The sequence below is a fragment of the Frondihabitans sp. PAMC 28766 genome, assembly GCF_001577365.1.
In the GTDB taxonomy this organism is placed as follows: Bacteria; Actinomycetota; Actinomycetes; order Actinomycetales; family Microbacteriaceae; genus Frondihabitans.
In genome coordinates this window covers 1,515,793-1,540,062 of sequence record NZ_CP014513.1, presented here as the reverse complement: position 1 = coordinate 1,540,062, position 24,270 = coordinate 1,515,793, and the positions used below count along the sequence as shown (strand labels likewise).

23 protein-coding genes and 2 pseudogenes are annotated in these 24,270 nt (G+C 68.4%); 15 read left to right on the top strand and 10 right to left on the bottom strand.

Going from position 1 to position 24,270, the window contains the following annotated elements; translation table 11 throughout:
• Positions 1-25: 25 nt before the first annotated feature.
• Positions 26-997, top strand: coding sequence for a LysR family transcriptional regulator (locus AX769_RS07585; protein WP_066277778.1), 972 nt, complete (start codon positions 26-28; stop codon positions 995-997).
• On the opposite strand, the gene AX769_RS07580 is transcribed toward AX769_RS07585, so the two are convergent.
• From AX769_RS07580 to AX769_RS07570, 4 genes are all read right to left on the bottom strand, one after another.
• Positions 994-1,665: a response regulator transcription factor gene (locus tag AX769_RS07580; protein WP_066277776.1), complete on the bottom strand. Its 672-nt coding sequence runs from the start codon at positions 1,663-1,665 to the stop codon at positions 994-996. The two genes, AX769_RS07585 and AX769_RS07580, sit on opposite strands and share 4 nt — an antisense overlap.
• On the bottom strand, positions 1,662-1,841 hold the full coding sequence (locus tag AX769_RS23810; protein ID WP_239451965.1) for a hypothetical protein: 180 nt from the start codon (positions 1,839-1,841) through the stop codon (positions 1,662-1,664). The genes AX769_RS07580 and AX769_RS23810 overlap by 4 nt, the downstream gene beginning before the upstream one ends.
• Positions 1,838-2,866, bottom strand: a complete 1,029-nt coding sequence (locus AX769_RS07575) for a sensor histidine kinase (protein ID WP_157887502.1) — start codon at positions 2,864-2,866, stop codon at positions 1,838-1,840. The genes AX769_RS23810 and AX769_RS07575 overlap by 4 nt, the downstream gene beginning before the upstream one ends.
• Positions 2,867-3,189: 323 nt before the next feature.
• Positions 3,190-3,606 (bottom strand): VOC family protein, encoded by a 417-nt coding sequence (locus AX769_RS07570; RefSeq protein ID WP_066277771.1) that lies wholly within the window; start codon positions 3,604-3,606, stop codon positions 3,190-3,192.
• Between the two features lie 104 nt (positions 3,607-3,710).
• Here AX769_RS07570 and AX769_RS07565 point away from each other — a divergent pair, with 104 nt between their 5' ends.
• Positions 3,711-4,673, top strand: coding sequence for a YafY family protein (locus AX769_RS07565; RefSeq protein WP_066277768.1), 963 nt, complete (start codon positions 3,711-3,713; stop codon positions 4,671-4,673).
• A gap of 18 nt (positions 4,674-4,691) precedes the next feature.
• Here AX769_RS07565 and AX769_RS23805 read toward each other — a convergent pair whose 3' ends face one another.
• The gene (locus AX769_RS23805) at positions 4,692-5,066 is read right to left on the bottom strand and encodes a hypothetical protein (RefSeq protein WP_157887501.1); all 375 of its coding nucleotides are present in this window, start codon (positions 5,064-5,066) and stop codon (positions 4,692-4,694) included.
• Positions 5,063-5,581: a hypothetical protein gene (locus AX769_RS07555; RefSeq protein ID WP_157887500.1), complete on the bottom strand. Its 519-nt coding sequence runs from the start codon at positions 5,579-5,581 to the stop codon at positions 5,063-5,065. Before AX769_RS07555 ends, AX769_RS23805 begins: the two co-directional genes overlap by 4 nt.
• Before the next feature lie 1,434 nt (positions 5,582-7,015).
• On the opposite strand from AX769_RS07555, the gene AX769_RS07545 reads away from it, so the two are divergent.
• Positions 7,016-7,549 carry a hypothetical protein gene (locus AX769_RS07545; RefSeq protein WP_157887499.1) on the top strand — a complete coding sequence of 178 codons (534 nt, stop codon included), beginning with the start codon at positions 7,016-7,018 and terminating at the stop codon, positions 7,547-7,549.
• A gap of 247 nt (positions 7,550-7,796) precedes the next feature.
• The gene (locus AX769_RS07540) at positions 7,797-8,168 is read left to right on the top strand and encodes a hypothetical protein (RefSeq protein WP_157887498.1); all 372 of its coding nucleotides are present in this window, start codon (positions 7,797-7,799) and stop codon (positions 8,166-8,168) included.
• A 99-nt stretch (positions 8,169-8,267) separates the two neighbouring features.
• On the opposite strand, the gene AX769_RS07535 is transcribed toward AX769_RS07540, so the two are convergent.
• The gene (locus tag AX769_RS07535) at positions 8,268-8,939 is read right to left on the bottom strand and encodes a hypothetical protein (protein WP_066274755.1); all 672 of its coding nucleotides are present in this window, start codon (positions 8,937-8,939) and stop codon (positions 8,268-8,270) included.
• Between the two features lie 223 nt (positions 8,940-9,162).
• Here AX769_RS07535 and AX769_RS07530 point away from each other — a divergent pair, with 223 nt between their 5' ends.
• Positions 9,163-9,987 (top strand): oxidoreductase, encoded by an 825-nt coding sequence (locus tag AX769_RS07530; RefSeq protein ID WP_066277751.1) that lies wholly within the window; start codon positions 9,163-9,165, stop codon positions 9,985-9,987.
• 7 nt (positions 9,988-9,994) lie between these two features.
• On the opposite strand, the gene AX769_RS07525 is transcribed toward AX769_RS07530, so the two are convergent.
• Positions 9,995-11,092 (bottom strand): Gfo/Idh/MocA family oxidoreductase, encoded by a 1,098-nt coding sequence (locus tag AX769_RS07525; RefSeq protein WP_082763561.1) that lies wholly within the window; start codon positions 11,090-11,092, stop codon positions 9,995-9,997.
• An 80-nt stretch (positions 11,093-11,172) separates the two neighbouring features.
• On the opposite strand from AX769_RS07525, the gene iolC reads away from it, so the two are divergent.
• From iolC to AX769_RS07475, 10 genes and pseudogenes are all read left to right on the top strand, one after another.
• A complete protein-coding gene (gene iolC / locus AX769_RS07520) occupies positions 11,173-12,141 on the top strand; it encodes a 5-dehydro-2-deoxygluconokinase (protein ID WP_066277749.1) in 969 nt (322 codons plus the stop codon).
• Positions 12,134-13,044: pseudogene (locus AX769_RS07515) on the top strand (deoxyribose-phosphate aldolase). Before iolC ends, AX769_RS07515 begins: the two are co-directional and overlap by 8 nt.
• Before the next feature lie 36 nt (positions 13,045-13,080).
• On the top strand, positions 13,081-14,610 hold the full coding sequence (locus AX769_RS07510; protein WP_066277746.1) for a CoA-acylating methylmalonate-semialdehyde dehydrogenase: 1,530 nt from the start codon (positions 13,081-13,083) through the stop codon (positions 14,608-14,610).
• A pseudogene (gene iolB, locus AX769_RS07505) lies at positions 14,607-15,520 on the top strand (5-deoxy-glucuronate isomerase). The gene AX769_RS07510 and the pseudogene iolB overlap by 4 nt, the downstream one beginning before the upstream one ends.
• Positions 15,517-17,439, top strand: coding sequence for a 3D-(3,5/4)-trihydroxycyclohexane-1,2-dione acylhydrolase (decyclizing) (iolD, locus tag AX769_RS07500; protein WP_066277743.1), 1,923 nt, complete (start codon positions 15,517-15,519; stop codon positions 17,437-17,439). Before iolB ends, iolD begins: the two are co-directional and overlap by 4 nt.
• A gap of 40 nt (positions 17,440-17,479) precedes the next feature.
• Positions 17,480-18,412, top strand: coding sequence for a sugar phosphate isomerase/epimerase (locus AX769_RS07495; RefSeq protein ID WP_066277741.1), 933 nt, complete (start codon positions 17,480-17,482; stop codon positions 18,410-18,412).
• A 42-nt stretch (positions 18,413-18,454) separates the two neighbouring features.
• Positions 18,455-19,516 (top strand): Gfo/Idh/MocA family protein, encoded by a 1,062-nt coding sequence (locus AX769_RS07490; protein ID WP_066277739.1) that lies wholly within the window; start codon positions 18,455-18,457, stop codon positions 19,514-19,516.
• Between the two features lie 17 nt (positions 19,517-19,533).
• Positions 19,534-20,403 (top strand): sugar phosphate isomerase/epimerase family protein, encoded by an 870-nt coding sequence (locus AX769_RS07485; RefSeq protein WP_066283306.1) that lies wholly within the window; start codon positions 19,534-19,536, stop codon positions 20,401-20,403.
• Between the two features lie 147 nt (positions 20,404-20,550).
• Complete coding sequence (locus AX769_RS07480; RefSeq protein ID WP_082763560.1) at positions 20,551-21,684, top strand: transaldolase family protein; 1,134 nt, start codon at positions 20,551-20,553, stop codon at positions 21,682-21,684.
• A 131-nt stretch (positions 21,685-21,815) separates the two neighbouring features.
• Complete coding sequence (locus tag AX769_RS07475; RefSeq protein WP_066277737.1) at positions 21,816-22,220, top strand: tautomerase family protein; 405 nt, start codon at positions 21,816-21,818, stop codon at positions 22,218-22,220.
• 95 nt (positions 22,221-22,315) lie between these two features.
• Here AX769_RS07475 and AX769_RS07470 read toward each other — a convergent pair whose 3' ends face one another.
• Positions 22,316-23,080, bottom strand: coding sequence for a GntR family transcriptional regulator (locus AX769_RS07470; protein WP_066277735.1), 765 nt, complete (start codon positions 23,078-23,080; stop codon positions 22,316-22,318).
• A 324-nt stretch (positions 23,081-23,404) separates the two neighbouring features.
• The gene (locus tag AX769_RS07465; RefSeq protein ID WP_066277734.1) at positions 23,405-24,268 is read right to left on the bottom strand and encodes a DUF4097 family beta strand repeat-containing protein; all 864 of its coding nucleotides are present in this window, start codon (positions 24,266-24,268) and stop codon (positions 23,405-23,407) included.
• Positions 24,269-24,270 lie beyond the last annotated feature (2 nt).

Sequence of the window (24,270 nt, the reverse complement as noted above, 5' to 3'; positions counted from 1 at the left end):
GATCGTTGCGCGCGATAATGATTGTGTGGACAACCGCCAGCTCGAAGTCTTCGCCGCAGTCGCTCGCGAGGGCAGCTTCACGCGCGCCGCCGCCGCCCTCCACCTGGTGCAGTCGGCAGTGTCGGCGACGGTCGCCGCGCTCGAGGCCGACCTCGGCGAGCGACTGTTCGACCGCACGACCAGACGGGTGCAGCCGACCGAGGCCGGGCGTGCGCTGCTGCCGCACGCGACGGCGATCCTGCAGGCCTTCCAGGCGGCCCGAGACTCGGTCGAGGCGGTGGGCGGAGGGCTATCAGGATCCATCCGCATCGGCTACATGACGAACGTCACCCTCTTCGACATCCCGGCCCTCCTCGGTCGGTTCGCCGCCGATCACCCCCGCGTCAACCTCCACCTCGCCCCCGCCCCGACGGGCACGGCGGGCCTCGTCGACGGGCTGCGGCGCGGCGACCTCGACGTGGCGTTCTTGTCGGCGGCGCCCGACCAGTACCCCGATCTCGCGATCGACGTGCTGGTCGAATCACCGGTGGGCCTGGGGGTGGCGACGGATTCGCCGCTGGCCGACCGGGCGAGCATTGCACTGGCCGACACCGTCGGCTTGCGATTCGTCGACTTCCGCGAGGGGTTCGGCAACCGCACCGTCGTCGAGACCGAACTGCGTCGCCGGGGCCTTCGTCGCGAGGTGCCGATCGAGACGTCCGACATCAACGACCTCGCAGCTCTCGTGCGCAACGGTCTCGGCGCGGCCTTCCTGCCGAAGTACCTCGTCGACGACGACCCGGGCATCCACTGGATCGACCTCGACGACGTGTCGTTCTCGATGCCGGTCAGCATCGGCGCGGCGCGCGACCGCGCCCTCAGTGCCGCCGCGGCCCGGCTCGAGGCTCTCGCGCGGGAGGGCACGCCAGCGAGTGCGGCTGCGTCACCGAGCCGGACGGCGACGTCGTCGTCGCCGCCGCCGCCGTCGTCGTCGAGCGAGGCGACGTCGCCGGTCTAGACGGCGCCGTCGAGCAGCTTGTTGTCGTGCGCGTAGACGACCAGCTGCACCCGGTCGCGCAGCGACAGCTTGCCGAGCACGGCCGAGATGTGCGACTTCACCGTCGACTCGCTGACGAACTCGCGCGCCGCGATCTCGGCGTTCGAGAGCCCTCGCGCTGCGAGGTCGAAGATGGCTCGCTCACGGGTCGTCAGCGACCGGAACTCGAGAGGCACCGGCGCCTTCGCCGGGATGGGCGCAGCGGCGACGTCGGCCGAGAAGAGCTGGTCGAGCTCGTCGGGCGCGATCACCGCGCTGCCGGTGTCGACCGCGCGGATCGCGGCCGTCAAGAACGCCGGCGTCGAGTCCTTGAGCAGGAAACCGCTGGCACCGGCCCGGATCGCCGTCGCAGCAGCCGCGTCGAGGGCGAACGTCGTCAGCACGATCACCTTCGGCGGCACCTCCGGCCCCTCGGGCCCGAACAGCGCGCGCACGGTCTCGACGCCGTCCATCACGGGCATGCGCATGTCGAGCAGGATCACGTCGGGCCGGGTCGCCTCGATCACGTTCAGCGCCTCGAGACCGTTGGCGGCCTCGCCGCACACCTCCATGTCGGGCTGCGCGTCGAGCACGACCCGCACCCCGCCTCGGAACAGCTCTTGGTCGTCGACCAATACGATGCGGATCACGGGGCCTCCTGGTGGCTGCGCGGGGTGGGGATGCGGGCACGAGCGGTGAACGTGCCGTCGACGGCCTCGGCCTCGAGGCTTCCGCCGATCGCGGCGAGGCGCTGCGTCATGCCGCGGACGCCGGTGCCGGCCGCGGACGACCGGGATCCTGGTGCCTGAGGGCCGGTCGCGGTCAACGCGCCAGACGCACCTGACGCACCAGACGCGCCTGGCGCACCTGACCCACCTGACGCACCTGACGCACCTGCCACGGCGACCGTGCCGCGCCCGGCGTGACCGGCGCGGCCTCGAGCACCTCGTTGTCGACCTCGAGCACGACGTCGTTCGTCCGCCAGGTCTCGCGGAAGTCGATGGGCCTGCCCGGGGCGCCGTGGCGGAGGGCGTTCGTCAGCATCTCCTGCGCCACGCGACGCAGCACCAGCGCTCGCGCCGGATCGAGGGCGCGGGCCTTGCCCCGCACGTCGTGCTGCACCGTGACCCCGGCGACGCGCACCTGGGCGATGATCGCCGCCAGATCTTGCGGCTCGTCGGCGTCTCGCGAGGTCGACGTGCCGCTCAGCACGTCGCGCACCTCGCCGAGCGACCGCCTGGCCGTCTCGGCGATGGTGGCCGTGACCTCGCGCACGCGGTCGACGTCGTCCAAGAACTGGGTGGAGTCCGCCTGGGCGATGATGACGGCGAGCGAGTGACCGACGATGTCGTGCACGTCGCGCGCCATGCTGGTGCGGAGGCGCTCGGCCTGCGCCACGTCGAGCGCCTGCACGGCCTCGGTCTCGGCCTGGATCCGCAGTTGCGACTCGTCGCTCCGACTCCGGAGGGCCCGCATCGTCACGCCCGCCAACCAGGCGAAGCCGAGCACGCCGAGGGGCGTGAGCAGTGCCACGATCGCCTGCCCCGCGGGGCCGTTCAGCAGCACCGTGAAGCGCGCACCGGTGCTGGCGAGGTAGAGCGACGCGATCGCGCCGCCCAGGGCGCTCGACACGAGCCCGCCGATGAGCTCCCACCGGTTGCCGATGCTCGCTGCGGTGTAGACGACGAGCACCATCGCCACCGTCGTCGCGTTCGGCCGCTCGTTGCCATGGATCTCGACGACGGCGAGCAGCCACGCCACCCGAGCCCGGCCGTCGGCGAGATGCTGCGCACCGCCACCGCCACGGCAGCCAGCAGGATCGCCAGGCTTCCGGGAGTGTGCACGCCCCACCCCAGTGGCACGAGGCACAGCACGACGACCCCCGCGGCAGCGACGAGGTCGACGCGGAAGGCGCGCCCCCGGAGGCGGTCGACGAACGTCGTCTCCATCGCACTCCCCTCGCTTCGGCGTGCGTCCATCCTCCCCGATTCATCGCCGCAGGTCTTAGTCCCTGCGGCTGATTCGCTTCGTCCTCGCGGCGTGCCCGCCCCGCCCCTGCCGCGCTCTCCCTCCTGCCGCTGAACCCGACGCGCAGCGACACCCGGGGTTTCGGCCGAGGTCCCAGCGCCGCGGCGCGGGGAGGTCGGCCGAAATACGGGGTGCCACCGACGGGGTCAGGCCGCGGGGTTCGCGTCGACCACCCATGTGACGCCGAAGCGGTCGGTCAGCATGCCGTAGAGAGCAGACCACGGGGCGGGCCCGAGATCCTGGCGGATCGTGGCACTCTCGGTGAGGCGCGACCAGATCGCGGTGAGCTCGTCGGCGTCGTCGCCGCGGACGGAGACGAACACGGCGTCGACGCCCGCGTCGTAGGGGCGCGCGCTCGGCACGTCGAACGCCATCACGCGAAAGCCCTCGGCGGATTCGACCTGGCCCCACATGACCTGGTCGGCCTCGCTGGCATCCTGCGCCGAGTGGGCGTCGCCGAACGTGACGACGACGAGCTCGCCGCCGAAGACGTGCTGGTAGAAGCCGAGCGCCTCGCGGGCGTTGCCGCGGAAGTTCAGGTGGGTCGTGGTGGTGATGCTCATGACTGCTCCTCGGTCGAGGTGATGTGACGGGCGGCTGCCCGACAGGTCGACTCTGACAGCAGAAGCGGTCAGATCATGACCGCTTCTCGCGAGACAATCGACTCATGACCACTTCGACCCGGATGCTGCAGCTGCTCTCACTCTTGCAGGCGCGACGCGACTGGCCGGGGCAGCTGCTGGCCGAACGCCTCTACGTCAGCGAGCGCACGGTGCGACGCGACGTCGATCGCCTGCGCGAGCTGGGCTACCGCGTCCACGCGGTCAAGGGACCCGACGGGGGCTACCGGCTCGAAGCCGGGTCGGAGCTGCCGCCGCTGCTGTTCGACGACGAGCAGGCGATCGTTCTCGCCGTCGCGCTGCAGACCGTCCGGCTGAGCGGCATCGCGATCGAGGAGGCCGCCGCGCGAGCGCTCACCACCGTGCGGCAGGTGATGCCGTCGCGCCTCCGGCATCGCGTCGACGCTCTGCAGGTGACGACGGTGCAGGATGCCGGGAACCCCAGCCCCGAAGGCATCTCACCCGACACTCTGGCCACCCTCGGCGCCGCCGTCCAGCGGAGCGAGGTCGTGCGGTTCGACTACGCCGACGACCTCCGCCGCGTTGAGCCGCACCATGTCGTGGCACGCGGCGGTCGCTGGTACCTCGTCGCGTTCGACCTCGATCGAGCCGGCTGGCGCACCTTCAGCGTCGACCGGATCTCGCTACGGACACCGAACGGCCCACGCTTCGAGCGACGCGAGGTGCCGGGCGGGGACGTGGGGGCGTATCTCACGGGGCGGTTCCGCGGGGAGACCGAGGCCGGCGTCTCGGGAGAGTGGGGCTCGTGGCCGTGCCGCGGCGTCGTGATCCTGCATCGCCCTGCCGCTGCGATCGCACCGTATCGGCGCGACGAGACCGTCGAGGATCTCGGGGGCGGGCGATGTCGCGTGACGCTCGGGTCGTATTCGTGGGAGGCGCTCGCCGCCGAGGTCGCGCGGCTCGGAGGGGACTTCGAGGTCGAGTCGCCGGCAGAGCTCGGAGAAGCGTGCGGCGTGCTGGCAGCGCGGTTCGATCGGGCTGCGGGGTGAGATGCCGGTCATCACGCCTCAGGATCGGTCGAAGTGCTGGTCGATAGCCAGACAGAGCTGGTAGATGCGGTCGTCTGGCGAGAGCTTCTTCCACTCGCCGACTTGCTCCTCGTACTGCGCGTCGGTCACCAACGATCTGTCGAGTTCATCCGGCGTCTCGAGAACGCTGTTCTCGTTCGACTCGATGTTCGACGCCTTCGCCTTCGCAATGCGGCCCTTCACCATTTGCTCGGAGCAGCGCTCTCGCTCACCCGGATGGAATTGCCACAGCACCTGGCTCGAGGCTGATGACGCCGCGGTTCCGGCGGCTCCAGGAACCGAGCGGCCGGCGCAGGCTGTCAGCCCAACCACCACGAGGACGGCGCATCCGATATCGGCTCGCCAACGCATCATTTGTTGATCCTGACGTTCGCGACGTCAGTGGTCGTGGGGCGGTCGAATCGCCAGCACGCGTTGAAGTTCGAATGGCCATCGCGATCAATGCTCCAGCGATAGCCGCCGAGGCCGAGGCCGGGGTAGTAGTTGACCGCCCCCACGTTGTTGCCCGGGCACACGTACTCGACCGGGAAGATGACGGACGACAACTGCAGGCTGCCTGACTTCTGGAAACAGGTCGTCGCGCCGCCCAACTTGATGACGCGGTAGAAATCCTTCCGTCCGTTGCAGGCGATCTTGTCCGTGCGCGGCGTCGGCGCCGACTGCGGGTGGACGGGCGGCGGCGCTTTACCCGGAACTGCGCCCTCCCAGCCCTTGACGTCGAGCGTCGAGACGTCCGTCCAGCCGGTCCCAGTGACCACGGGGCCGCTTTCGTCCGCTTGGGCTGAACTTGCACCTCCCAGCATCACAAGCAGGGCGGCGGAGCATGCGGCGACGCAGGCGGTAACTTTCTTCACCGAAATTGAGATCATCCGGTTAATCTTTCACATCTGAAGTACTCATGGGTGAGTCTACGCACAGAGAAGAGGCCGGCCGCACTTTCCGACCACGTCGACTGGCACACTTGTCGATCCAAGGCCTCCGGCTCGCCTCGGGATGGAAGGAGGCGGAGTCTTGCCGGGCGCCCCACCCTCCCAGCCCATGTTGTCGAGCGTCGAGACATCGCTGTAGCCGGTCCCGGCAATAACGGGCCCGTCCGATGGGGGCGCCTGCGCCGAGCCGAGCCGGGGAGAAGGGTGACGCCTAAAACAGTCGCGGCAGTGGTGGCAAGCAACGGAATAGTTCGTCTTTCGATCTTCACAGATCAATATGTCACACTTGGAGTTCCTGATGTAGAAGAGTTCTTCTATGCATTCCTCCCCACCAGGCCCCGCCCCCTTCAGCCGGCGATCCCTGCTAGCTGTCGCTGCATCGACGGCGGGCGTCGTCGCACTCCAGCTGACGAGACCGCAATTCTCCGCCCAGGCCGCGACCACTCCTCGAGAACGAACTCTGAGCATCAAGGCATCCGAAGTCGCCCCCGTCAATGTGTTCGAGAAGGGCTTCGGGCACGTCTCGACGGTTGATGTCCCTCAGTCGATCACGGTCACGGGCGTTGCCTCGTCCGGGGCGTCGCTGACTGTCGAGATGTCATTCGATCAACACCTCTTCAGGCCCGGGGGCACCGCAGTCGCAAGCTGTGGCTCGCGAATCATGACCGCCCCCGTGACGCCAATTACAGGAGGATGCCGCTTCGAAATTCGTGTCCCTCCAGGTCGCGGCGACGTAGTAGTCCTTCTGCCGTTGACCGTCGTCTCGGCCTACCCGCATGAGGACGTCGGGCCCGTATCTCCAGCGGTTGTCACGGTCTCGACTGCGGCAGGCGTGGTGGCGACTCTCCGCGCGAATCCTTCGGCACCGATCGACGCCATCACCGCAGGTGCTGAGCTGGAGGTCGGATGGGCCTCGACGGTTGTGCGCGATCAGGGGCGCAAGGCGAACTACCGTGTACCCAGCCTCATTCGCTGCACCAGTGTCGGGCCTCTGGCGCTCCCCGTCGGCACCATGATCGAAATTGCCACCGACAAGCGTCTTGCTTCACCGCCTCGCGTCGTCAGCGTCATCCTGGACGGTCGCGACCTCGGGGTCGCCGCCCTTGAGAGGTCCGTGAACGGCCGAATCTTGAGACAACGACGGGCCGATTCCTGGCCCCGACGGTCGCCGACATCGATCTCTGGGGTCCGGCCCTGCTGTTCCTCAAGGGACTGCGTTGGCCAGGTCGTGCTGCTGCCCAACCTGACCCCCGAGACCCTGAAGCGGCGGAACTCGGCGAAGAGCTGACTGGCGCTGTCAAGGGTTTCACCGACCAGATGTTGGCCTTTGCATCGAACGGCTTGTAAGCGGCCATGCGAGTCTCTACCGTCGCGGTGATCGTTCTGTCGGTTTTGGCCCCCCTTGCTGGAATAGCCACCTTCGCCCTTCTCACGCTCGCCGTGTTTCTGTGGGCCGAAGAGCTCCGCGGCGCGCCCGGGCCCGGCTCGGCGGTCTTCTACTTGCTCCAGGCGCTCCTGCCGGGCTTGATCGCAACTGCCGTGCTGGCGCTCAGCACCTTTCGATGGCGCGCGCCGGAACTCGCAGGTTGGGCCCGCTTTGCGGGAGGGGTCGGCGTACTCCTCGTGGGCGCGGCGATGTCCGGGGTCGCCGAGGTCGGTTTCATCCTGACCTCGGACTGGGGAGACGGCATCGGGCCGAATGTGGGGCTGGACACGACCGGTGGAAGGCCGTGGGTCGCTATCGCCATCATGATGCTCGCGCCGATCACCGTCTGGGGTCTCACTTTCGCGATGAGCGCCGTCTGCCGCTGGCGCTCCCCGGCCGTTCATGGTGCAGTGTGGCTCACTTCGTTCTGTCTGCTCGGTGCGGCAATGACGGTCGCGTCCATTTGGAGTACGTCTGCATGAGATCCGACGCCGACGCTGATGTTGATCTGCAGGAAGGGAATCCCAGTTCGCGGATCACGAAAATTAGCGCGCGGTCGCCCTCACATCCAGCATGGGCGCGTTCTGGTTCGCTTCACTCGCCTGGGGCGCAATTGTCTGGGAAGCGATCGGGAATCCTCCCGGTGTCAGCAGGCTCGATTCAAGCGCTCTTGCGCGCGTCAGCGCATGCCCGAAAGCTCTGCCCGCCGCGTTGGCATGTCTCCTCATCATGTCGATCATCACCGTGGAACTAGGGGCACGGGAGACACCTACGGCCCGGGCGACAGGAATCGGAAGCCTCGTCGGCCTGATGCTCGGAGCGGCGTACTGCCTCGTCGGCCTTCTGTCCGCGACTGCATGGACCTCGACGGAAATATCGGCGAGGTTCGACACCACGCGATCTTCTGGGGCGCTCGCCCTGTGGCAGGGAGCGATCCTGGCGCCGGCGATCATGGGTGCGATCGCCGTCTTCGTGGCTCTCTCGGCGTCCATCGATCTGGCTCGCTGGCCGCGCTCCGTCTGCCGGGCAGTCGGGATCGCAGGTCCCGCGGCAGTGGGCCTCGGCGACCTTTGCGTCCGAGTCGCACTGGCGCCGTCGTGACTCTCGTCCGTCTCCGATGCACCCCGAGCATGACGAAGGGCCCCTCGCACAGCACGGCGAGAGGCCCTTCGGGATGGAGCGTGGAGCGTGGAGCAGGTGTTACTTGGAGATCTGAGCGGTGATGGTGGCGACACCGACGAGGAGGTCCGCCTTGACCGCGGTGGTCTTGAACGTCGAGTCGAGCAGCGAAGCAGCCGTCGACGACACGTGGACGGTGGTGCCGGTCAGGATCGCGTCCTTGCCCTGCAGCTGCAGCGGCTTGAGCGTGCCACCGTGAAGGTTGAACAGCGGAGCCTGGACGGCCGCGACCTTGCCGTTGACCGAGACATCGCCGTAGAGCAGCGAGTTGCCGGGGTTGATGGTGAAGTCGGCGAGCGTGACCGACGTCGCACCCGACGTCAGAGTGAGGCCCGAACCGTCGTGCTCGAGGATGCCCTGCACGTACGGGCGGTAGTTGCTCTTCGGCGACCAGTAGACGACCGAGCCGCCCGTGATCGGGAAGGTGATGTCGCTACCGGTGAGCTTCGCCGTGCCGTACACCGACGGGGTCAGCTTCAAGCTCTTGAGCGCGGCGAGGAAGTTGCTGTCCAGCGCTACACCCGTGGTACCACCGAGAACGGCGGGAACGGCAGCGGCGGGGGCGGGGATGCTCTTCGCGGCGGCGAGGTGCGTCGAGGCCGCGTTGGCCTGAGTGACACCGACACCGGCGACACCGGCGACGAGAACGGCGGCAGCAGCGAAGCTGATTCCAGCTTTGGAGATCTTGCGCATTTTCTTATCCTTTGTTGGATGAAGCGTGAACGTCTCTTGGATGTTCAGTAGGCGTTTGCCCGATGTCAGGTATTCGCCACCCCCGCCCCAGCGGATTGCTCCGATTCGCACCGTTACCCACTCGTGACCAGTGAGCAGTGCTCATCCGAGGTGCGGAGGAGGTTCGGCTCCCCGGTGTTGACTGGGACAGCACGGCATCACAACTCACCCCGTTAGGAATCGCATGTCCACCTGGCTCATCACTGGCTGCTCGACAGGGCTCGGCCGCCACCTGGCCGCCGCCGTCCTCGCCGCTGGCCACAGCGCCGTCGTCACCGCTCGCAATGTCGACGCCGTCGCCGATCTGCAGTCGCAGTTCCCCGACTCGGCTCTCGCCGTCGCCCTCGACGTGACCGACGACTCTCAGGTCGCGGCCGCCGTCCAGGCCGGAATCGACCGCTTCGGCGCGATCGACGTGCTCGTCAACAATGCGGGCTACGGCTATCGCGCGGCCGTCGAGGAGGGCGAGGTCGACGCCGTGCAGCAGCTGTTCGACACGCACCTGTTCGGCTCGGTCGCCACCATCAAGGCCGTGCTGCCGGGAATGCGCGCGCGGCGCAGCGGCTCCATCGTCAACGTCTCGTCGATCGGCGCGCGGATCTCGCCTCCCGGCTCGGGCTACTACTCGGCCGTGAAGGCGGCTCTGGAGGCGCTGTCGGGCTCGTTGGCCAAAGAGGTCGAGCCCCTCGGCATCCACGTGACCGTCGTCGAGCCGGGCGGCTTCCGCACCGACTTCGCCGGCCGCTCGCTGACGCAGTCGGCCGAGCCGATCGCCGACTACGCCGAGACTGCGGGCCCGCGCCGCATCGAGAACGACACCGTGCACGGCACGCAGCCCGGCGACCCCGACAAGGCCGCCACCGCCATCATCGGCGCAGTCGAAGCCGAGAAGCCGCCGTTCATGCTGATCCTCGGCGACGACGCACTCGGCGGATTCCGTCAGGGGCTGCAGGGGCTGCTCGACGAGGCCGACGCCTGGGCCGACGTCTCGCGCAGCACCGGCTTCTAGCCCCGCCTCAGAAGTCGGCGACGGGCTGCCAGCCGCCCTCCTCGCCGCTGCGACGAGCCGCGTCGAGCACGGCGAGGGTGCGGATGCCGTCGCGCGCGGGGGACGGCGCCTCGCCCTCGCCGCGGACGGCCGCGGCAAACTGCTCGTAGAAGTCGACGTACGAGCCCTGCGCGGACGGGACGACCTCGTCGCCGTCGGCCGTGCGCAGCACACCCCAGCGTGACTCGGCTTCGTAGCCCCAGCCCTCGACGTCGTCGGCCGGGCGTCGACCGGCGAAGATCGCCTGGGCCTGCACGTCGGTGCCGTCCGACTCGTAGCTGCCGTCGGCGCCGTAGACGAGCAGCTGCTTCTTCTCGACGTGGTTGAGCTTCGACGCCGACACGTACGACGCCACACCGTTCGCGTGCTTCAGGATCACGACGAAGCCGGCATCCGTCCGCCCCTCTGGCAGGTCGACCCAGTCGAGCTGCGCCGACACCTCGTCGACGTCGCCGAAGAGCCACACGGCCTGGTCGACGATGTGCGATCCGAGGTCGCGCAGCAGGCCGCCGTCGGGGCCGGCCTCGAGAGAGACGGCGTCGTCGAGGTCGAAGCGGGAGTGGAAGCGCCAGACGTCACCGAGGCGACCGGAGTCGAGCACCTTCTTCAGGGTGAGGGCGTCCGCGTCGAAGCGGCGGTTGTGATAGACGGACAGCACGACGCCGGCCTTCTCGGCCGCCTCGGCGAGCTCGACCGCAGAGAGAGCACTGGGCGCGAAGGGCTTGTCGGCGACGACGTGCACGCCGGCTGCGACGGCCTCGAGGACGAGCGCGCGGCGAGTTGCCGGCGGGGTGGTGACGGTAACGGCGTCGACCCCGGCGGCAAGGAGGTCGGTGAGGCTGTCGAAGACGGCGACGCCGGGCAGATCCTGGATGATCTGCGCCTTCTTATCAGCCGAGCGCGCGACGACGCCGACGAGCTCGATGCCCCGTGCCGCCTTGACGAACGGGGCGTGGAAGTACTTGCCGCCGGCGCCGTAGCCGACGATCCCGAACCGGAGCGACGCCGCGCCGGATTCTGGCAGAGAGCGGGCGGAAGCTGAGTTCACGATCTGCGATTCATCCATGTCCTGACATTAAGCCATTGAGGGGGTAGTCTGCTGATGTTCCCTTCACCGCCTCGAGACAGAAAGTTGTACGACGGAGTATGACTCAGACAGACATCAGAGCACCGTTCGACGTCGTGACCATGGGTCGCGTCGGGGTCGACATCTATCCGCAGCAGGTCGGGATGCACCTCGAGGACGTCGAGTCGTTCAGCAAGTCGGTGGGCGGCAGCGCGACGAACGTCGCCATCGCAGCCGGGCGGTACGGCCGTCGCAGCGCCGTCATCACGCGCACCGGCGACGACCCGTTCGGGCGCTACGTCGTCCGCGAGCTCAAGCGCCTGGGCGTCGCCACCGACTTCATCTCGACGATCGCCGGTCTCAAGACGCCGGTGACCTTCTGCGAGATCTTCCCGCCCGACGACTTCCCGCTCTACTTCTACCGGGCCCCGAAGGCCCCCGACCTCATGATCACGGCCAAGTCGCTCGACCTCGCCGCCATCGAGCAGGCCCGGGTGTTCTGGACGACGGTCACCGGGCTCTCCGAGGAGCCGAGCCGCCAGGCCCATCACATCGCCTACGAGGCTCGAGGCCGTCGCCCGCTCACGATCCTGGATCTCGATTACCGACCGATGTTCTGGTCGTCGCCCGAGGTCGCCACCCGCGAGGTCGCCCGTGCTCTCGAGCACGTCACCGTCGCCGTGGGCAACCGCGAAGAGTGCGAGGTGGCGGTCGGCGAGACCGACCCGTATCGCGCCGCCGACGCGCTTCTCGAACGCGGCGTCGAGCTCGCCATCGTCAAGCAGGGCCCCAAGGGCGTGCTCGCCAAGACGGCCGACGAGACCATCGAGGTGCCGGCCCACCTGGTCAAGGTCGTGAACGGCCTCGGATCGGGTGACGGCTTCGGTGGTGCGCTCATCCACGGCCTCATCGAGGGCTGGAGCCTCGACACCGTCCTGCGCTTCGCGAACGCGGCCGGCGGCATCGTCGCCACCCGCTTCGAGTGCTCCACCGCCATGCCGACGGCCGCCGAGGTCGAAGCAGTGCTGGAGGAGGCCCTTCATGTCTGACGTCACCACCGCCGACATCGCTCGCCTCCGCGAGATCCGAGCGACCGACCCCGGGATGATCGGCACCGCGCTCCGCGAGCGACGCCGCCGGCCGCTGCTCGAGGGCGACAACAAGCTCTTCATCGTCGCCGCCGACCACACCGCTCGCGGTGCCCTCGGTGTTCGCGGCGACTCCCTCGCGATGTCCGACCGCGGCGAGCTGCTGCGCCGCCTCGTGGTCGCCCTCGAACGCCCCGGCGTCGACGGGGTGCTCGGCACCCCCGACATCCTCGAAGACCTCGCCCTCCTCGGCGCCCTGGACGGCAAGGTCGTCGTCGGATCGATGAACCGCGGCGGCCTGCAGGGGGCCTCCTTCGAGATGGACGACCGCTTCACCGCCTACTCGGCCCAATCGATCGTCGACGCCCGCTTCGACTTCGCGAAGCTGCTCGTGCGCATCAACCTCGCAGACCCCGGCACCGCCGACACGATCGAGGCGACGGCACGCGCCGTCACCGCGTCGGCCGCACTCTCGCTGCCGATCATGCTCGAGCCGTTCGTCTCCGAGTGGGTCGACGGTCGCATCGTCAACGATCTCTCGACCGAGGCCGTGATCAAGTCGGTCGCGATCTCGTCGGGGCTCGGCGAATCGACCGCGTACAGCTGGCTCAAGCTGCCCGTCGTCGACGACATGGAGCGCGTCATGGCCGCGACGACCCTGCCCACGCTCCTCCTCGGCGGCGACCCCGCCGCGCGCCCCTCGAGACGTACGCGAAGTGGGCGACGGCACTCGAGCAACCCGGCGTCCGCGGCCTCACTGTGGGCCGCACCCTTCTGTACCCCCCGGACGGCGATGTCGCAGGTGCAGTCGATATCGCCGCGGGGCTGGTCCATGCCGGCGTCCCCGCCCAGTCCAACGCCTAGTTCCTTCATCCCGCACGACAGATCGGAAGTCGCACAATGACAACCACCGCCCCCTCGACGACCTCGAGCAGCACCGAGATCCCGACCATCACCCACTGGATCGACGGCAAGCGCGTCGAAGGCACCTCCGGCCGCACGAGCCCGGTCTTCGACCCCGCCCTCGGCATCGCGACGAAGAACGTCGCCCTCGCCAGCCAGGAGGAGATCGACACCGCGATCGCGTCGGCCAAGGCCGCCTTCCCGAAGTGGCGCGACCTCTCGATCACCAAGCGCCAGCAGATCATGTTCAAGTTCCGCGAGCTCGTCAACGAGCGCAAGGGCGAGCTGGCCGAGATCCTGACCGCCGAGCACGGCAAGGTCATCTCCGACTCCCTGGGCGAGATCCAGCGCGGCCTCGAGGTGCTGGAGCTCGCGACCGGCTTCCCGTCGATCATCAAGGGCGACTTCAGCCAGCAGGTCTCGACCGGCGTCGACGTCTACTCGACCAAGTCGCCACTGGGTGTCGTCGGCATCATCAGCCCCTTCAACTTCCCCGTCATGGTGCCGATGTGGTTCTTCCCCATCGCCATCGCGGTCGGCAACACCGTCGTGCTCAAGCCCAGCGAGAAAGACCCCTCGTCGAGCATCTTCCTCGCCGAGCTCTTCAAGGAGGCGGGCCTGCCGGACGGCGTGTTCACCGTCCTCCAGGGCGACAAGCTCGCCGTCGACGGTCTACTGAACAGCCCCGACGTCGCCAGCATCTCGTTCGTCGGCTCGACCCCGATCGCCAAGTACATCTACGAGACCGCATCGAAGAACGGCAAGCGCGTCCAGGCCCTCGGTGGCGCCAAGAACCACATGCTGGTCCTCCCCGACGCCGACATGGAGCTCGTCGCCGACTCCGCCATCAACGCCGGCTTCGGCTCGGCCGGTGAGCGCTGCATGGCGATCAGCGTGCTCGTCGCCGTCGGCGACGTGGGCGACAGGGTCATCCCGATGATCAAGGAGCGCATGTCGAAGCTCACCATCGGCGACGGCCGCCGCAACTGCGACATGGGCCCCCTCGTCACCGAGGTTCACCGCGACAAGGTCGCCTCGTACGTCGACATCGCCATCGAAGACGGCGCAGAGGTCGTCGTCGACGGCCGCGGCATCGAAGTCGACGGCGCGAAGGACGGCTTCTGGTTCGGCCCCACCCTCATCGACAAGGTGCCGCTCACGAGCCGCGTCTACACCGAAGAGATCTTCGGACCGGTGCTCAGCATCGTCCGCGTCGACACCTACGAAGAGGGCGTCGAGCTGATCAACTCCGGTGCGTTCGGCAACGGCACCGCGATCTTCACCAACGACGGCGGCGCCGCGCGTCGCTTCCAGAACGAGATCGAGGTCGGCATGATCGGTATCAACGTGCCGATCCCCGTCCCGGTCGCCTACTACTCGTTCGGTGGCTTCAAAGACTCGATCTTCGGCGACTCGAAGGCCTACGGCACGCAGGGCTTCCACTTCTTCACCCGCGAGAAGGCCATCACCTCGCGCTGGTCCGACCCGTCGCACGGCGGCATCAACCTCGGGTTCCCCCAGGCATGAGCGAGTGGTTCTACCCTCGAGGCTCCCTCGCGCGGACAGGCTGGGAGGGTGTGGTCGACGACACTCTCGACGGCTGGCAGCACACGGGTATCCGCATCGGTCAGTTCGACGGCGGTGTCGCCGAGTTGACCCTCGACGAGCCCGGCATCGAGCGCATGGTCGTCCCGCTGGTGGGCGACGTGCACGTCGAGTGGACGAATGCGTCAGGATCCGGGTCCATCGACCTCGAGGGTCGGGCGTCGGTCTTCGACGGCCCGCCCGACGTCGCCTACCTCGGCGTCGGCACCACGTCGACCCTCACCGGCTCCGGCCGCGTGGCGGTCGCCGAGGCGCCGGCCACCGAGGTGCTCGACGTCGAGGTGCTCCGCAAGGCGGACATCCCGATCGAGATCCGCGGTGCCGGCCGCTCGACCCGCCAGGTGCACAACTACGGCACCCCTCAGGGCCTGCACGCGCAGAAGCTCATCGTCTGCGAGGTGCTGACCCCGGCCGAGAACTGGTCGTCCTTCCCGCCCACAAGCACGACGAGGCCGTCTCCGGCGTCGAGTCGCGCCTCGAAGAGATCTACTACTTCGAGACCGAGGTCTCGCGAGGTGTCGACGCTCCGGCCGAGGCGGCCCCGTTCGGCATGTTCGCGACCTACTCGTCTCCGGCCGGCGAGATCTCGATCGACCGGATGGTCCACTCGGGCGACATCGCGCTGGTGCCGTTCGGCTACCACGGCCCGGCGGTCGCGGCCCCCGGCTACGACCTCTACTACCTCAACGTGATGGCAGGGCCCGACCCCGAGCGGGTGTGGAACATCACCGACGACCCGGCCCACGGCTGGGTTCGCGACCTGTGGGCGACCCAGGATCCTGACCCCCGCCTTCCGTATTCACCCGCAGCACCGAAAGGCTCAAGTCGATGACGACAACGCGCCAGCAGCAGACCAAAAAACTCACCGTCGGGCAGGCCCTGATCGAGTTCCTCGCGAACCAGTGGACGGTCGACGGCGACATCCGCGAGCGCACCATCCCCGGCGTGTTCGGCATCTTCGGCCACGGCAACGTGGCCGGCGTCGGCCAGGCGCTCAAGCAGTACCACGAGACCGACCCGGGTCTCATGCCCTACCACCAGGCCCGCAACGAGCAGGCGATGGTGCACCAGTCGGTGGGCTACGCACGCATGCACCGCCGCCGTGCGACCTACGCGTCGACGGCCTCGGTGGGCCCCGGCGCCGCCAACCTCCTGACGGGCGCGGCGCTGGCCACAGCGAACCGCCTGCCGGCTCTGCTGCTGCCGAGCGACACCTTCGCGACCCGCGTGTCCGACCCGGTGCTGCAGCAGATGGAGCACCCGCACGACACGAGCCTGCAGGTGAGCGACGCCTTCCGCCCGCTCTCGCGCTTCTTCGACCGCGTCGAGCGCCCCGAGCAGCTCTTCTCGATCGCCCTCGCGGCCATGCGCGTGCTCACCGACCCCGCCGAGACCGGCGCGGTGACGATCGCCCTGCCCGAAGACGTCCAGGCCGAAGAGATCGACGTCCCCGTCGAGTTCCTGCAGCCCCGCGAGTGGCACATCCGCCGCCCGCTGCCCGAGAAGGGCCCGCTGGCCCGAGCGGTCGAGGCCATCGAGAACGCCAAGCGCCCCTTCATCGTCGCCGGCGGCGGCGTGCTCTACTCGGGCGCCGAAGACGAGCTGCGCCAGTTCGCCGAGGCCACCGGCATCCCGGTCGGTACCTCGCAGGCCGGCGGCGGGGCCCTCCTGTGGGACCACGCCCAGAACCTCGGCGGCGTCGGCGCCACCGGCACTCTCGCGTCGAACGACCTGGCGGCCGAGGCCGACGTCGTGATCGGCATCGGCACGCGCTACAGCGACTTCACCACGGCGTCGCGAACCGCGTTCCAGGATCCTGACGTGAAATTCGTCAACATCAACGTGCAGTCGTTCGACGCCTACAAGCACGGCTCGCAGCTGCCGATCGTCGCCGACGCACGCGAGACCCTCTCGGCTCTGCTCGACGCCCTGGCCGACTTCCACGTCGACGAGGCCTACGCGCAGCGCATCGCGAGCGAGAAGGCGAAGTGGGACGACCTCGTCGACGAGAGCTTCCTCCCGTCGCACCTGGCGCTGCCCGGCCAGTCCGAGATCATCGGCGCCGTCCAGGCCGCGTCCGACCCGACCGACGTCGTGGTGCAGGCGGCAGGATCACTGCCGGGTGACCTCCACAAGCTCTGGCGTGTTCGCGACGCACTCGGCTACCACGTCGAGTACGCGTTCTCGACGATGGGCTACGAGATCGCCGGCGGCCTGGGCGTCAAGCGAGGCGCCCCCGAGCGCGACGTCATCGTGATGGTCGGCGACGGCAGCTACCTGATGCTGCACACCGAGCTCGTGACAGCAGTCGCCGAGGGCATCAAGATCATCGTGGTGCTGATCCAGAACCAGGGCTACGCGTCGATCGGCCATCTCTCCGAAACGGTCGGGTCGGAGCGCTTCGGCACTCTGTACCGCAAGTTCGACGAGGCTCACCAGGACTTCCAGGGCTCGGAGATCCTGCCGGTCGACCTGGCGGCGAACGCCCGGAGCTACGGCATCGACGTCATCGAGATCGACCCGTCGGCCGAGGTCGACGCGATCGACGCCCTGTCGGCCGCGATGGCCACGGCGAAGGCGTCGACCACGTCGACGTTGATCCACATCAACTCCGACCCCCTGATCTACGCGCCCGACGGTGCCGGCTGGTGGGACGTGCCGGTGGCACAGGTCTCCGCCATCGAGAGCACCCGGAAGGCGCGCGAGCAGTACGTCGTCGAGCAGGCCAAACAGCGCCCGCTGCTCGGCTGATCACCATCAACACCCCCTTCAGAAAGAAGACAGAGCAGTCATGACTACCACTCTCCCCGCGACCGACCTCGGAATCCGGATCGGCACCGCTCCTGACAGCTGGGGCGTCTGGTTCCCGGAGCACCCCAGCCAGATCCCGTGGGACCGCTTCCTCGACGAGGTCGAGAAGGCCGGCTACGAGTGGCTCGAGCTGGGCCCGTTCGGGTACCTGCCGACCGACCCGCACCAGCTCGAGGACGAGCTGGGCAAGCGCAACCTGAAGCTCTCGGCGGGCACCGTGTTCACGGGCTTCCACAAGGGCGACGATCAGTGGCAGCGCGCGTGGGACCAGGCGCTGAACGTCGCGGGTCTCTCGGCCACACTGGGCGCCGAGCAGCTCGTCGTGATCCCCGACCTGTGGCGCAGCGATGCGACGGCCGAGGTGCTCGAGGCGCGCACGCTGACGAACGAGCAGTGGGACAAGCTCGGCGCCGGCCACGACAAGCTCGGCAAGGCCCTGCTCGAGGAGTTCGGCATCCACCAGCAGTTCCACACCCACGCGGACAGCCATGTGGGCACGTACCAGGAGACCGAGCGCTTCCTCGCCGTCACCGACCAGCAGTACACGAACCTGTGCCTCGACACCGGCCACTTCGCGTACTACGGCGGCGACAACGTGCGCCTCATCGAGGCCTACCCCGAGCGCATCGGCTACCTGCACCTCAAACAGGTCGACTCCGACCTCCGCTTCACGGTGCTGAAGAACGACATCCCCTTCGGCGACGCCGTCGCGATGGGCGTCATGGTCGAGCCGCCGAAGGGCATCCCCGAGCTCGCCCCGATCATCGAGGCCGTCGCGAAGCTCGACCCGAACATCTTCGGCATCGTCGAGCAGGACATGTTCCCGGTCGAGTCGATCGACCTGCCGCTCGGCATCGCGACGCGCACGCGCGAGCACATCTTCGCGACTTCCCCGTACGCCCGGGTCCACTAAAAACCACCGTCGTTCTCAGACACGTCTGGAAAGAAGCACATCATGAGCAACTCCCCCGCTCCCCTCAAGGTCGCCGTCGTCGGCGCCGGCATGATGGGCGCCGACCACGTCAGCCACATCACTCAGCGCATCTCGGGTGCCGAGGTGGTCGCCGTCGTCGACCCCGACACCGCCCGGGCCACGGCCGCTGCCGCCACCGCCCCCGGCGCCGTGACTTTCGCCTCGTTCGAGGAAGCCCTCGCCGGCACCGAGATCGACGCCGTGATCATCGCGACGCCCGGGTTCCTCCACGAACCCGTGATCCTGCCGGCTCTCGAGAAGGGTCTCGCGATCCTGTCCGAGAAGCCCCTCAGCGACACCGTCGAGTCGAGCCTCCGCATCATCGAGGCCGAGCAGAAGCTCGACCGCCCGCACATCCAGGTCGGCTTCATGCGCCGCTTCGACAAGGGCTACAACGAGCTGCGCGACCTCGTGAAGTCGGGCGACAACGGCGCCCTTCTCGCGCTGCACTGCGCGCACCGCAACCCGTCGACGCCGCCGAACTACTCGGAGTCCGCTCTGATCACCGACTCGGTGATCCACGAGATCGACACCGTGCCGTTCATCGTCGGCGAGCCCATCGTCTCGGTCGAGGTCAAGAAGCCGCGCCGCAACTCGCTCGCACCCGACGGCCTGCTCGACCCGCAGTTCGTGCTGCTCGAGACCGTCTCGGGTGTGCTCGCGATCGTCGAGATCAACGTCAACGTGCAGTTCGGCTACCAGGTCACGACCGATGCCGTCTTCGAGAGCGGAGTCGCCTCGATCGGCCGAGCCGAGACCGTCTCCATCGCCTCCGCCGGTCGCATCGGCCAGAGCGTCACCCCCTCGTTCAAGGAGCGCTTCGGTGCCGCCTACGACGTCGAGGTGCAGCGCTGGGTCGACGCCGCCCACAAGGGCGAGATCGACGGCCCGTCGGCCTGGGACGGCTACCTCGCGTCGGTCGTCGCCGACGCCGGTGTGCTCGCGCAGCAGTCCGGCAAGAAGGAGCCCGTCGTCTACGCGCTCGAGAAGCCGGCCTTCTACGAGAGTGCTGCCTCGGGCGCCGAGTCGCTCGCCTCGGCCTGAGAGGCCGCCGCACCATGGTGAAAATCGCCCTCGACCCCACCCCGTTCCACCACGACTACTCGCTGCTCGAGTTTCCGCAGAAGGTCCGTGACCTCGGATACGACCACCTGCAGCTCACGCCGCACAAAGACTTCATCCCGTTCTACCGCCACCCGAAAGCCGACGACGACCTCGTCGACGCCTTCGCCGCGGCGTGCACGAAGGCCGGAGTCTCCATCGCATCGGTGCTGCCGGTGCTGCGGTGGTCGAGCCCCGTCGAGGCCGAGCGCCTCGCCGCCGTCAAGCAGTGGAAGCGCGTGATCGAGATCACCTCTCGGCTAGGCGTCGAGCTCATCAACACCGAGTTCAGCGGCCGGCCGGAGCTCTCGGAAGAGAGCGAGCGGGCGTTCTACTGGTCGATGGAGGAGCTGCTGCCGCTGTTCGAGCGCGAGGGCATCCGCGTGCTGATCGACCCGCATCCTGACGACTTCGTCGAAGACGGCCTCGAGGCGGTCCGCGTGATTCGCGGGCTCAACTCCAAGCTGGTCGGCATGGCCTTCGTGGCGTGCCACACCTTCCACTACGGCGACCAGAGCGACGCGATCTTCGAGGCCGCCGGCCAGTCGATCGGGCTCGTGCACATCGCCGACACGTACGACCACCACCGGTCGCACGGCCTCCGCTACATCACCAACCCGCCCGGCAACCCGGCTCGCGTGCACCAGCACCTGCCGATCGGCCGTGCCGACGTCGACTGGGACCAGTTCTTCGGCGGCCTCGGCGGTTTGGGCTTCTGGGATCGCGACGACACGGTCGCGGTCTCGAGCGTCTTCGCCGAAGACGAGAACGCCGACGAGGTGTCGCGCTACCAGCTGGCCGAGATCAAGCGTCGAGCCGGCCTCGTCTGATCCCTCTCTCCGTTTTACCTATAGGTGCGGCTTCGCCGCGCAGTTATTTCCTGGCGCGAATGGCGCGCCTATAGGTAAAACGGCGGGGGGCTTTGTTAGGACATTATGCCGAACCGGCCTACACTCGAAGAAGAGATTGGAGAACCCATGACATCGACACTGGCCACCGCCTCCGTCACCGGTGACGGAGCAGACCCGCGGCCCAGCACCCTCCGTGCCGCCCAGGACACACCCACGAGCCTCTGGAACGACTCGGCCGACCCCCGCGAGCTCAGCACGTCGATCACCGAGTTCGGCGCCGTCGGCGCCACCTGCAACCCCGTGATCGCACTGACGTGCATCAAGAACGACCCCGAGACCTGGATCCCGCGTATTCGCGAGCTGGCGGCCGAGTTCCCGACCGCGGGCGAGTCCGAGCTCGGCTGGAAGGCCGTCGAAGAGCTCTCGATCGGCGCCGCAAAGTTGCTCGAGCCGGCCTTCGAGGCCTCGGGTGGCCGCAACGGCCGCTTGTCGATGCAGACCGATCCGCGCTTGCACCGCGACAAAGACGCTCTCGTCGCGCAGGCCAGGTACTTCTCCGGCCTCGCCAAGAACATCATCGTCAAGATCCCGGCGACGAAGCTCGGCATCGAGGCGATGGAAGAGGCCGTCTATCAGGGCGTCTCGATCAACGCGACCGTCTCGTTCACGGTGCCGCAGGCCGTCGCCGTCGGTGAGGCCCTCGAGCGCGGGCTCGCCCGACGCAAGGCCGAGGGCGTTCCGGCTGACGCGAACCCCGACAAGACGGAGTTCGGCAACGTCGTCACGATCATGGGCGGCCGTCTCGACGACTGGCTCAAGGTGGTCGTCAAGCGCGACAAGATCATGATCGACCCCGGCTACCTCGAGTGGGCGGGCGTCGCAGCGCTCAAGAAGGCGCACCACGTCTTCACCGAGCGCGGCTACTCGTCGCGGGTGCTGTCGGCGGGCTTCCGCAACTACATGCAGTGGTCCGAGCTGGTGGGCGGCGACCTCGTCGTCTCGCCGCCGTTCCAGTGGCAGGTCGACATCAACGCCAACGACATCCCGGCCGAGAACCGCATCGACGTCCCTGTCGATCCCGGGGTCATCGCCGCGCTTCGCGCCAAGGTGCCCGACTTCACCCGGGCCTACGACGTCGACGGCATGGAGCCGCACGAGTTCGAACGCTTCGGCGCCTCGGTGACGACCCTGCGCCAGTTCCTCGACGCCGACGCCCAACTCGATGCACTCGTCCGCGACATCATCGTGCCGCCCAACTAGCGTTCGCCGCACTGTCGGGCGCTCACCCTTCGGGGTGGGCGCCCGTTTCGCATTTCCCCGCGGGAATCATTCGGAACGCTCGATACTTTGTTAGTATGTATTTACAAACTTTTGAATCGAAGGATCACAGCATGCCTCTCGTTCGCATCGACGTCACTCTGGGCCGCACCGAAGGAGAGCTTCGGCAGGTCGCCGACGCTATCCACGAAGCCATCGTCGAGGTCTACGGCATCCCCCCGCGCGACCGCTTCCAAATCGTCAACGAGCTGCCCACCGGCCGCATCATCGCGCAGGATGCAGGGCTCGGCTTCGAGCGCACCGGCGACGTCGTCATGATCCAGATCTTCACCCAGCGCGGGCGCTCCGACGAGACGAAGGCGGCCCTCTACGACCGCATCGCCAACGGTCTCGCCGGAATCGGCGTCAAGGGCGAGAACGTCTTCATCGGCTACGTCGAGAACGGCCCGCAGGATTGGTCGTTCGGCTTCGGCGTCGCCCAGTACATGACCGGCGAGCTCGGCGTCCCGCAGGTCTGACTCACCGCCCGCGCAACGCCTGCACTCAGACCTCGGGTCGCGCTGTCGCCGCGGGCCAGGCTGATATGAGAACCGTCTCACGCGGGGGCGGGTGGCTACTTCTCGACGAGGGTGATGCTGAACGAATAGCGGTCGGGGCGGTAGATGTGGTGCCCGACCTCGACCGCGCGGCCGGAGGCGTCGTAGGCGGTGCGGCTCATCGTGAGCACCGCGCCGTTCTCGTCGATCTCGAGCAGCGAAGCCTCGTCGTCGCGGGCGGCCCGGGCGCCGATGCGCTGCTTGGCGACGCGCATGACGACCCCCTGCGCGCGCAGGATCTGGTAGAGACCGGTCGCCGCGAGATCCTGCCCCTCGAGGTCGGCCACGGTCGTCGGCAGGTAGTTCTCGAGCAAGCCGATCGGCACGTCGTCGGCGAGCCGCAGGCGGCGCAGACGCGTGACCTCCTCGCCCACGGCGAGGCCGAGGTCTTCGGCCACCGACTCGTCGGCCGGGACGATCCGCTGCTCGAGCACGCGCGTCGAGGGGCGCTGCCCGCCGCTGGCGAGGTCGTCGAAGAGGCTGGTGAGCTCGACGTTGCGGTTGACCGGCCCGTGCACGACCTGCGTGCCGATGCCGCGGCGGCGCACGAGCAGGCCCTTGTCGACGAGCTCTTGCAGAGCGCGGCGGATGGTGGGGCGCGAGAGGCCGAGCCGCTCGCCGAGGGCAACCTCGTTCTCGAGGCGTGCGCCGGCCGGGATCGTGCCGGTCGCGATGGCCTCCTCGATGCGCTGAGCGACCTGGAAGTAGAGCGGGATCGGCCCCGTCCGGTCGAGATCGAAGAAGAGGTCGGGCGGGAGTTCGCCGGCGATCTGAGCTGTCATGAGTGGGTTTCTTCCTCCAGGGATGCATCGCCTGCCACCTTTGGCCGCCCGAACATCCTTGTCAGGTCAATATTCCATGCTTGACGGCTGTTGCCAAGTCTCGGGGCGGCTCGGCCCCCCTGACAGGCGACTGATGACAGCCTCGGCTCGCTGCACGAACGAGTCGACGACGAAGCCGCACGCTCCCGCGGCACCTGCGGGGGCGCGAAATCGCGACCGACTGCCGCTGGACACCTCCCCGCGGCAGTAACGGGTGTGACTGAAGGGCGGAATCGGGCGCGATTTCGGCCCGGCCCCGGAGCGACGAGGGGGCGCCGACCCCGGTCAGGCGGGGAGGGCCGTCGCGGCGGCGGAGGCGCGACGAACGCGGATGTCGCCGGCCTTGGTGCGGGCCCGGATCGTGACGGCCTGCTCCGAGGGAGCCGGCGCCTCGGCGCCGTCGAGCTCGTTGCGCACGTGGCCGAGCTTCGACGAGAGATCGAGCCAGGCGGCGACCCCCGGCAGCACGCCGACCTCGATCTGGCCGAGGCTGCTCTCGGCCTCGACCGAGCCGGTGGACACCTCCCCCAGCGTGATGCTGCCCATCGCCGTTCGAGCCGAGACCGGCCCCGAGGATCGGTGCACCTCGATGTCGCCCGCCGAGACCTTCGCCTCGAGAGCGCCGGCGCTCTCGCCGATCGTCACCGAGCCGTGCGACGAGCCGACGACTCCCCCGGCGGTGATCGAACCGACCCGGATGCGACCGCTGTCGGTGGTGACGTCGGCCACCCCGTCGACCGTGCCGACGGTGACGTTGCCGTGCGACGACCGCACCGAGAGGTCGCCGGTGGCTTCGAGATCGACGCTGCCCGCGGCAGTCTTCGTGCGGGTGTTGCCGAGGAGGCCGGTCGACCGGATGGCGCCGACGGCGAGCTCGGCGGTGAGCCGCGACGAGGTGGGCAGCTCGACGGTGACGTCGATCGACTCGGCCGGGCCGAGCACGCGCGCCTTCGGGCCGGTGACGGTGACGCGCCCGTCGGAGTGGTCGACGCGAGTCGCCTCGGCGCCCCGGCGATCGCTCTCTTTCGCGGGGTTCGTCGGCCGGACTGTGACGATCGTGTCGTCGCGTTCGGTGGCGACGACGACGATCTCGCCGACCTGCACGTCGAGGGCGACGTCGATCGGGCCGGGGGTGGAGAAGGTGGGCATGA

Coding starts and splice junctions, on each gene's coding strand:
- AX769_RS07540 (WP_157887498.1), top strand. CDS start 7,797: ATGTCGATCATCACCGTGGAACTAGGGGCACGGGAGACACCTACGGCC.
- AX769_RS07555 (WP_157887500.1), bottom strand. CDS start 5,581: ATGATCTCAATTTCGGTGAAGAAAGTTACCGCCTGCGTCGCCGCATGC.
- AX769_RS07465 (WP_066277734.1), bottom strand. CDS start 24,268: ATGCCCACCTTCTCCACCCCCGGCCCGATCGACGTCGCCCTCGACGTG.
- AX769_RS07535 (WP_066274755.1), bottom strand. CDS start 8,939: ATGCGCAAGATCTCCAAAGCTGGAATCAGCTTCGCTGCTGCCGCCGTT.
- AX769_RS07525 (WP_082763561.1), bottom strand. CDS start 11,092: ATGGATGAATCGCAGATCGTGAACTCAGCTTCCGCCCGCTCTCTGCCA.
- AX769_RS07470 (WP_066277735.1), bottom strand. CDS start 23,080: ATGACAGCTCAGATCGCCGGCGAACTCCCGCCCGACCTCTTCTTCGAT.
- AX769_RS07570 (WP_066277771.1), bottom strand. CDS start 3,606: ATGAGCATCACCACCACGACCCACCTGAACTTCCGCGGCAACGCCCGC.
- AX769_RS07490 (WP_066277739.1), top strand. CDS start 18,455: ATGAGCAACTCCCCCGCTCCCCTCAAGGTCGCCGTCGTCGGCGCCGGC.
- iolC (WP_066277749.1), top strand. CDS start 11,173: ATGACTCAGACAGACATCAGAGCACCGTTCGACGTCGTGACCATGGGT.
- AX769_RS07495 (WP_066277741.1), top strand. CDS start 17,480: ATGACTACCACTCTCCCCGCGACCGACCTCGGAATCCGGATCGGCACC.
- AX769_RS07510 (WP_066277746.1), top strand. CDS start 13,081: ATGACAACCACCGCCCCCTCGACGACCTCGAGCAGCACCGAGATCCCG.
- AX769_RS07530 (WP_066277751.1), top strand. CDS start 9,163: ATGTCCACCTGGCTCATCACTGGCTGCTCGACAGGGCTCGGCCGCCAC.
- iolD (WP_066277743.1), top strand. CDS start 15,517: ATGACGACAACGCGCCAGCAGCAGACCAAAAAACTCACCGTCGGGCAG.
- AX769_RS23805 (WP_157887501.1), bottom strand. CDS start 5,066: ATGATGCGTTGGCGAGCCGATATCGGATGCGCCGTCCTCGTGGTGGTT.
- AX769_RS07475 (WP_066277737.1), top strand. CDS start 21,816: ATGCCTCTCGTTCGCATCGACGTCACTCTGGGCCGCACCGAAGGAGAG.
- AX769_RS07480 (WP_082763560.1), top strand. CDS start 20,551: ATGACATCGACACTGGCCACCGCCTCCGTCACCGGTGACGGAGCAGAC.
- AX769_RS07565 (WP_066277768.1), top strand. CDS start 3,711: ATGACCACTTCGACCCGGATGCTGCAGCTGCTCTCACTCTTGCAGGCG.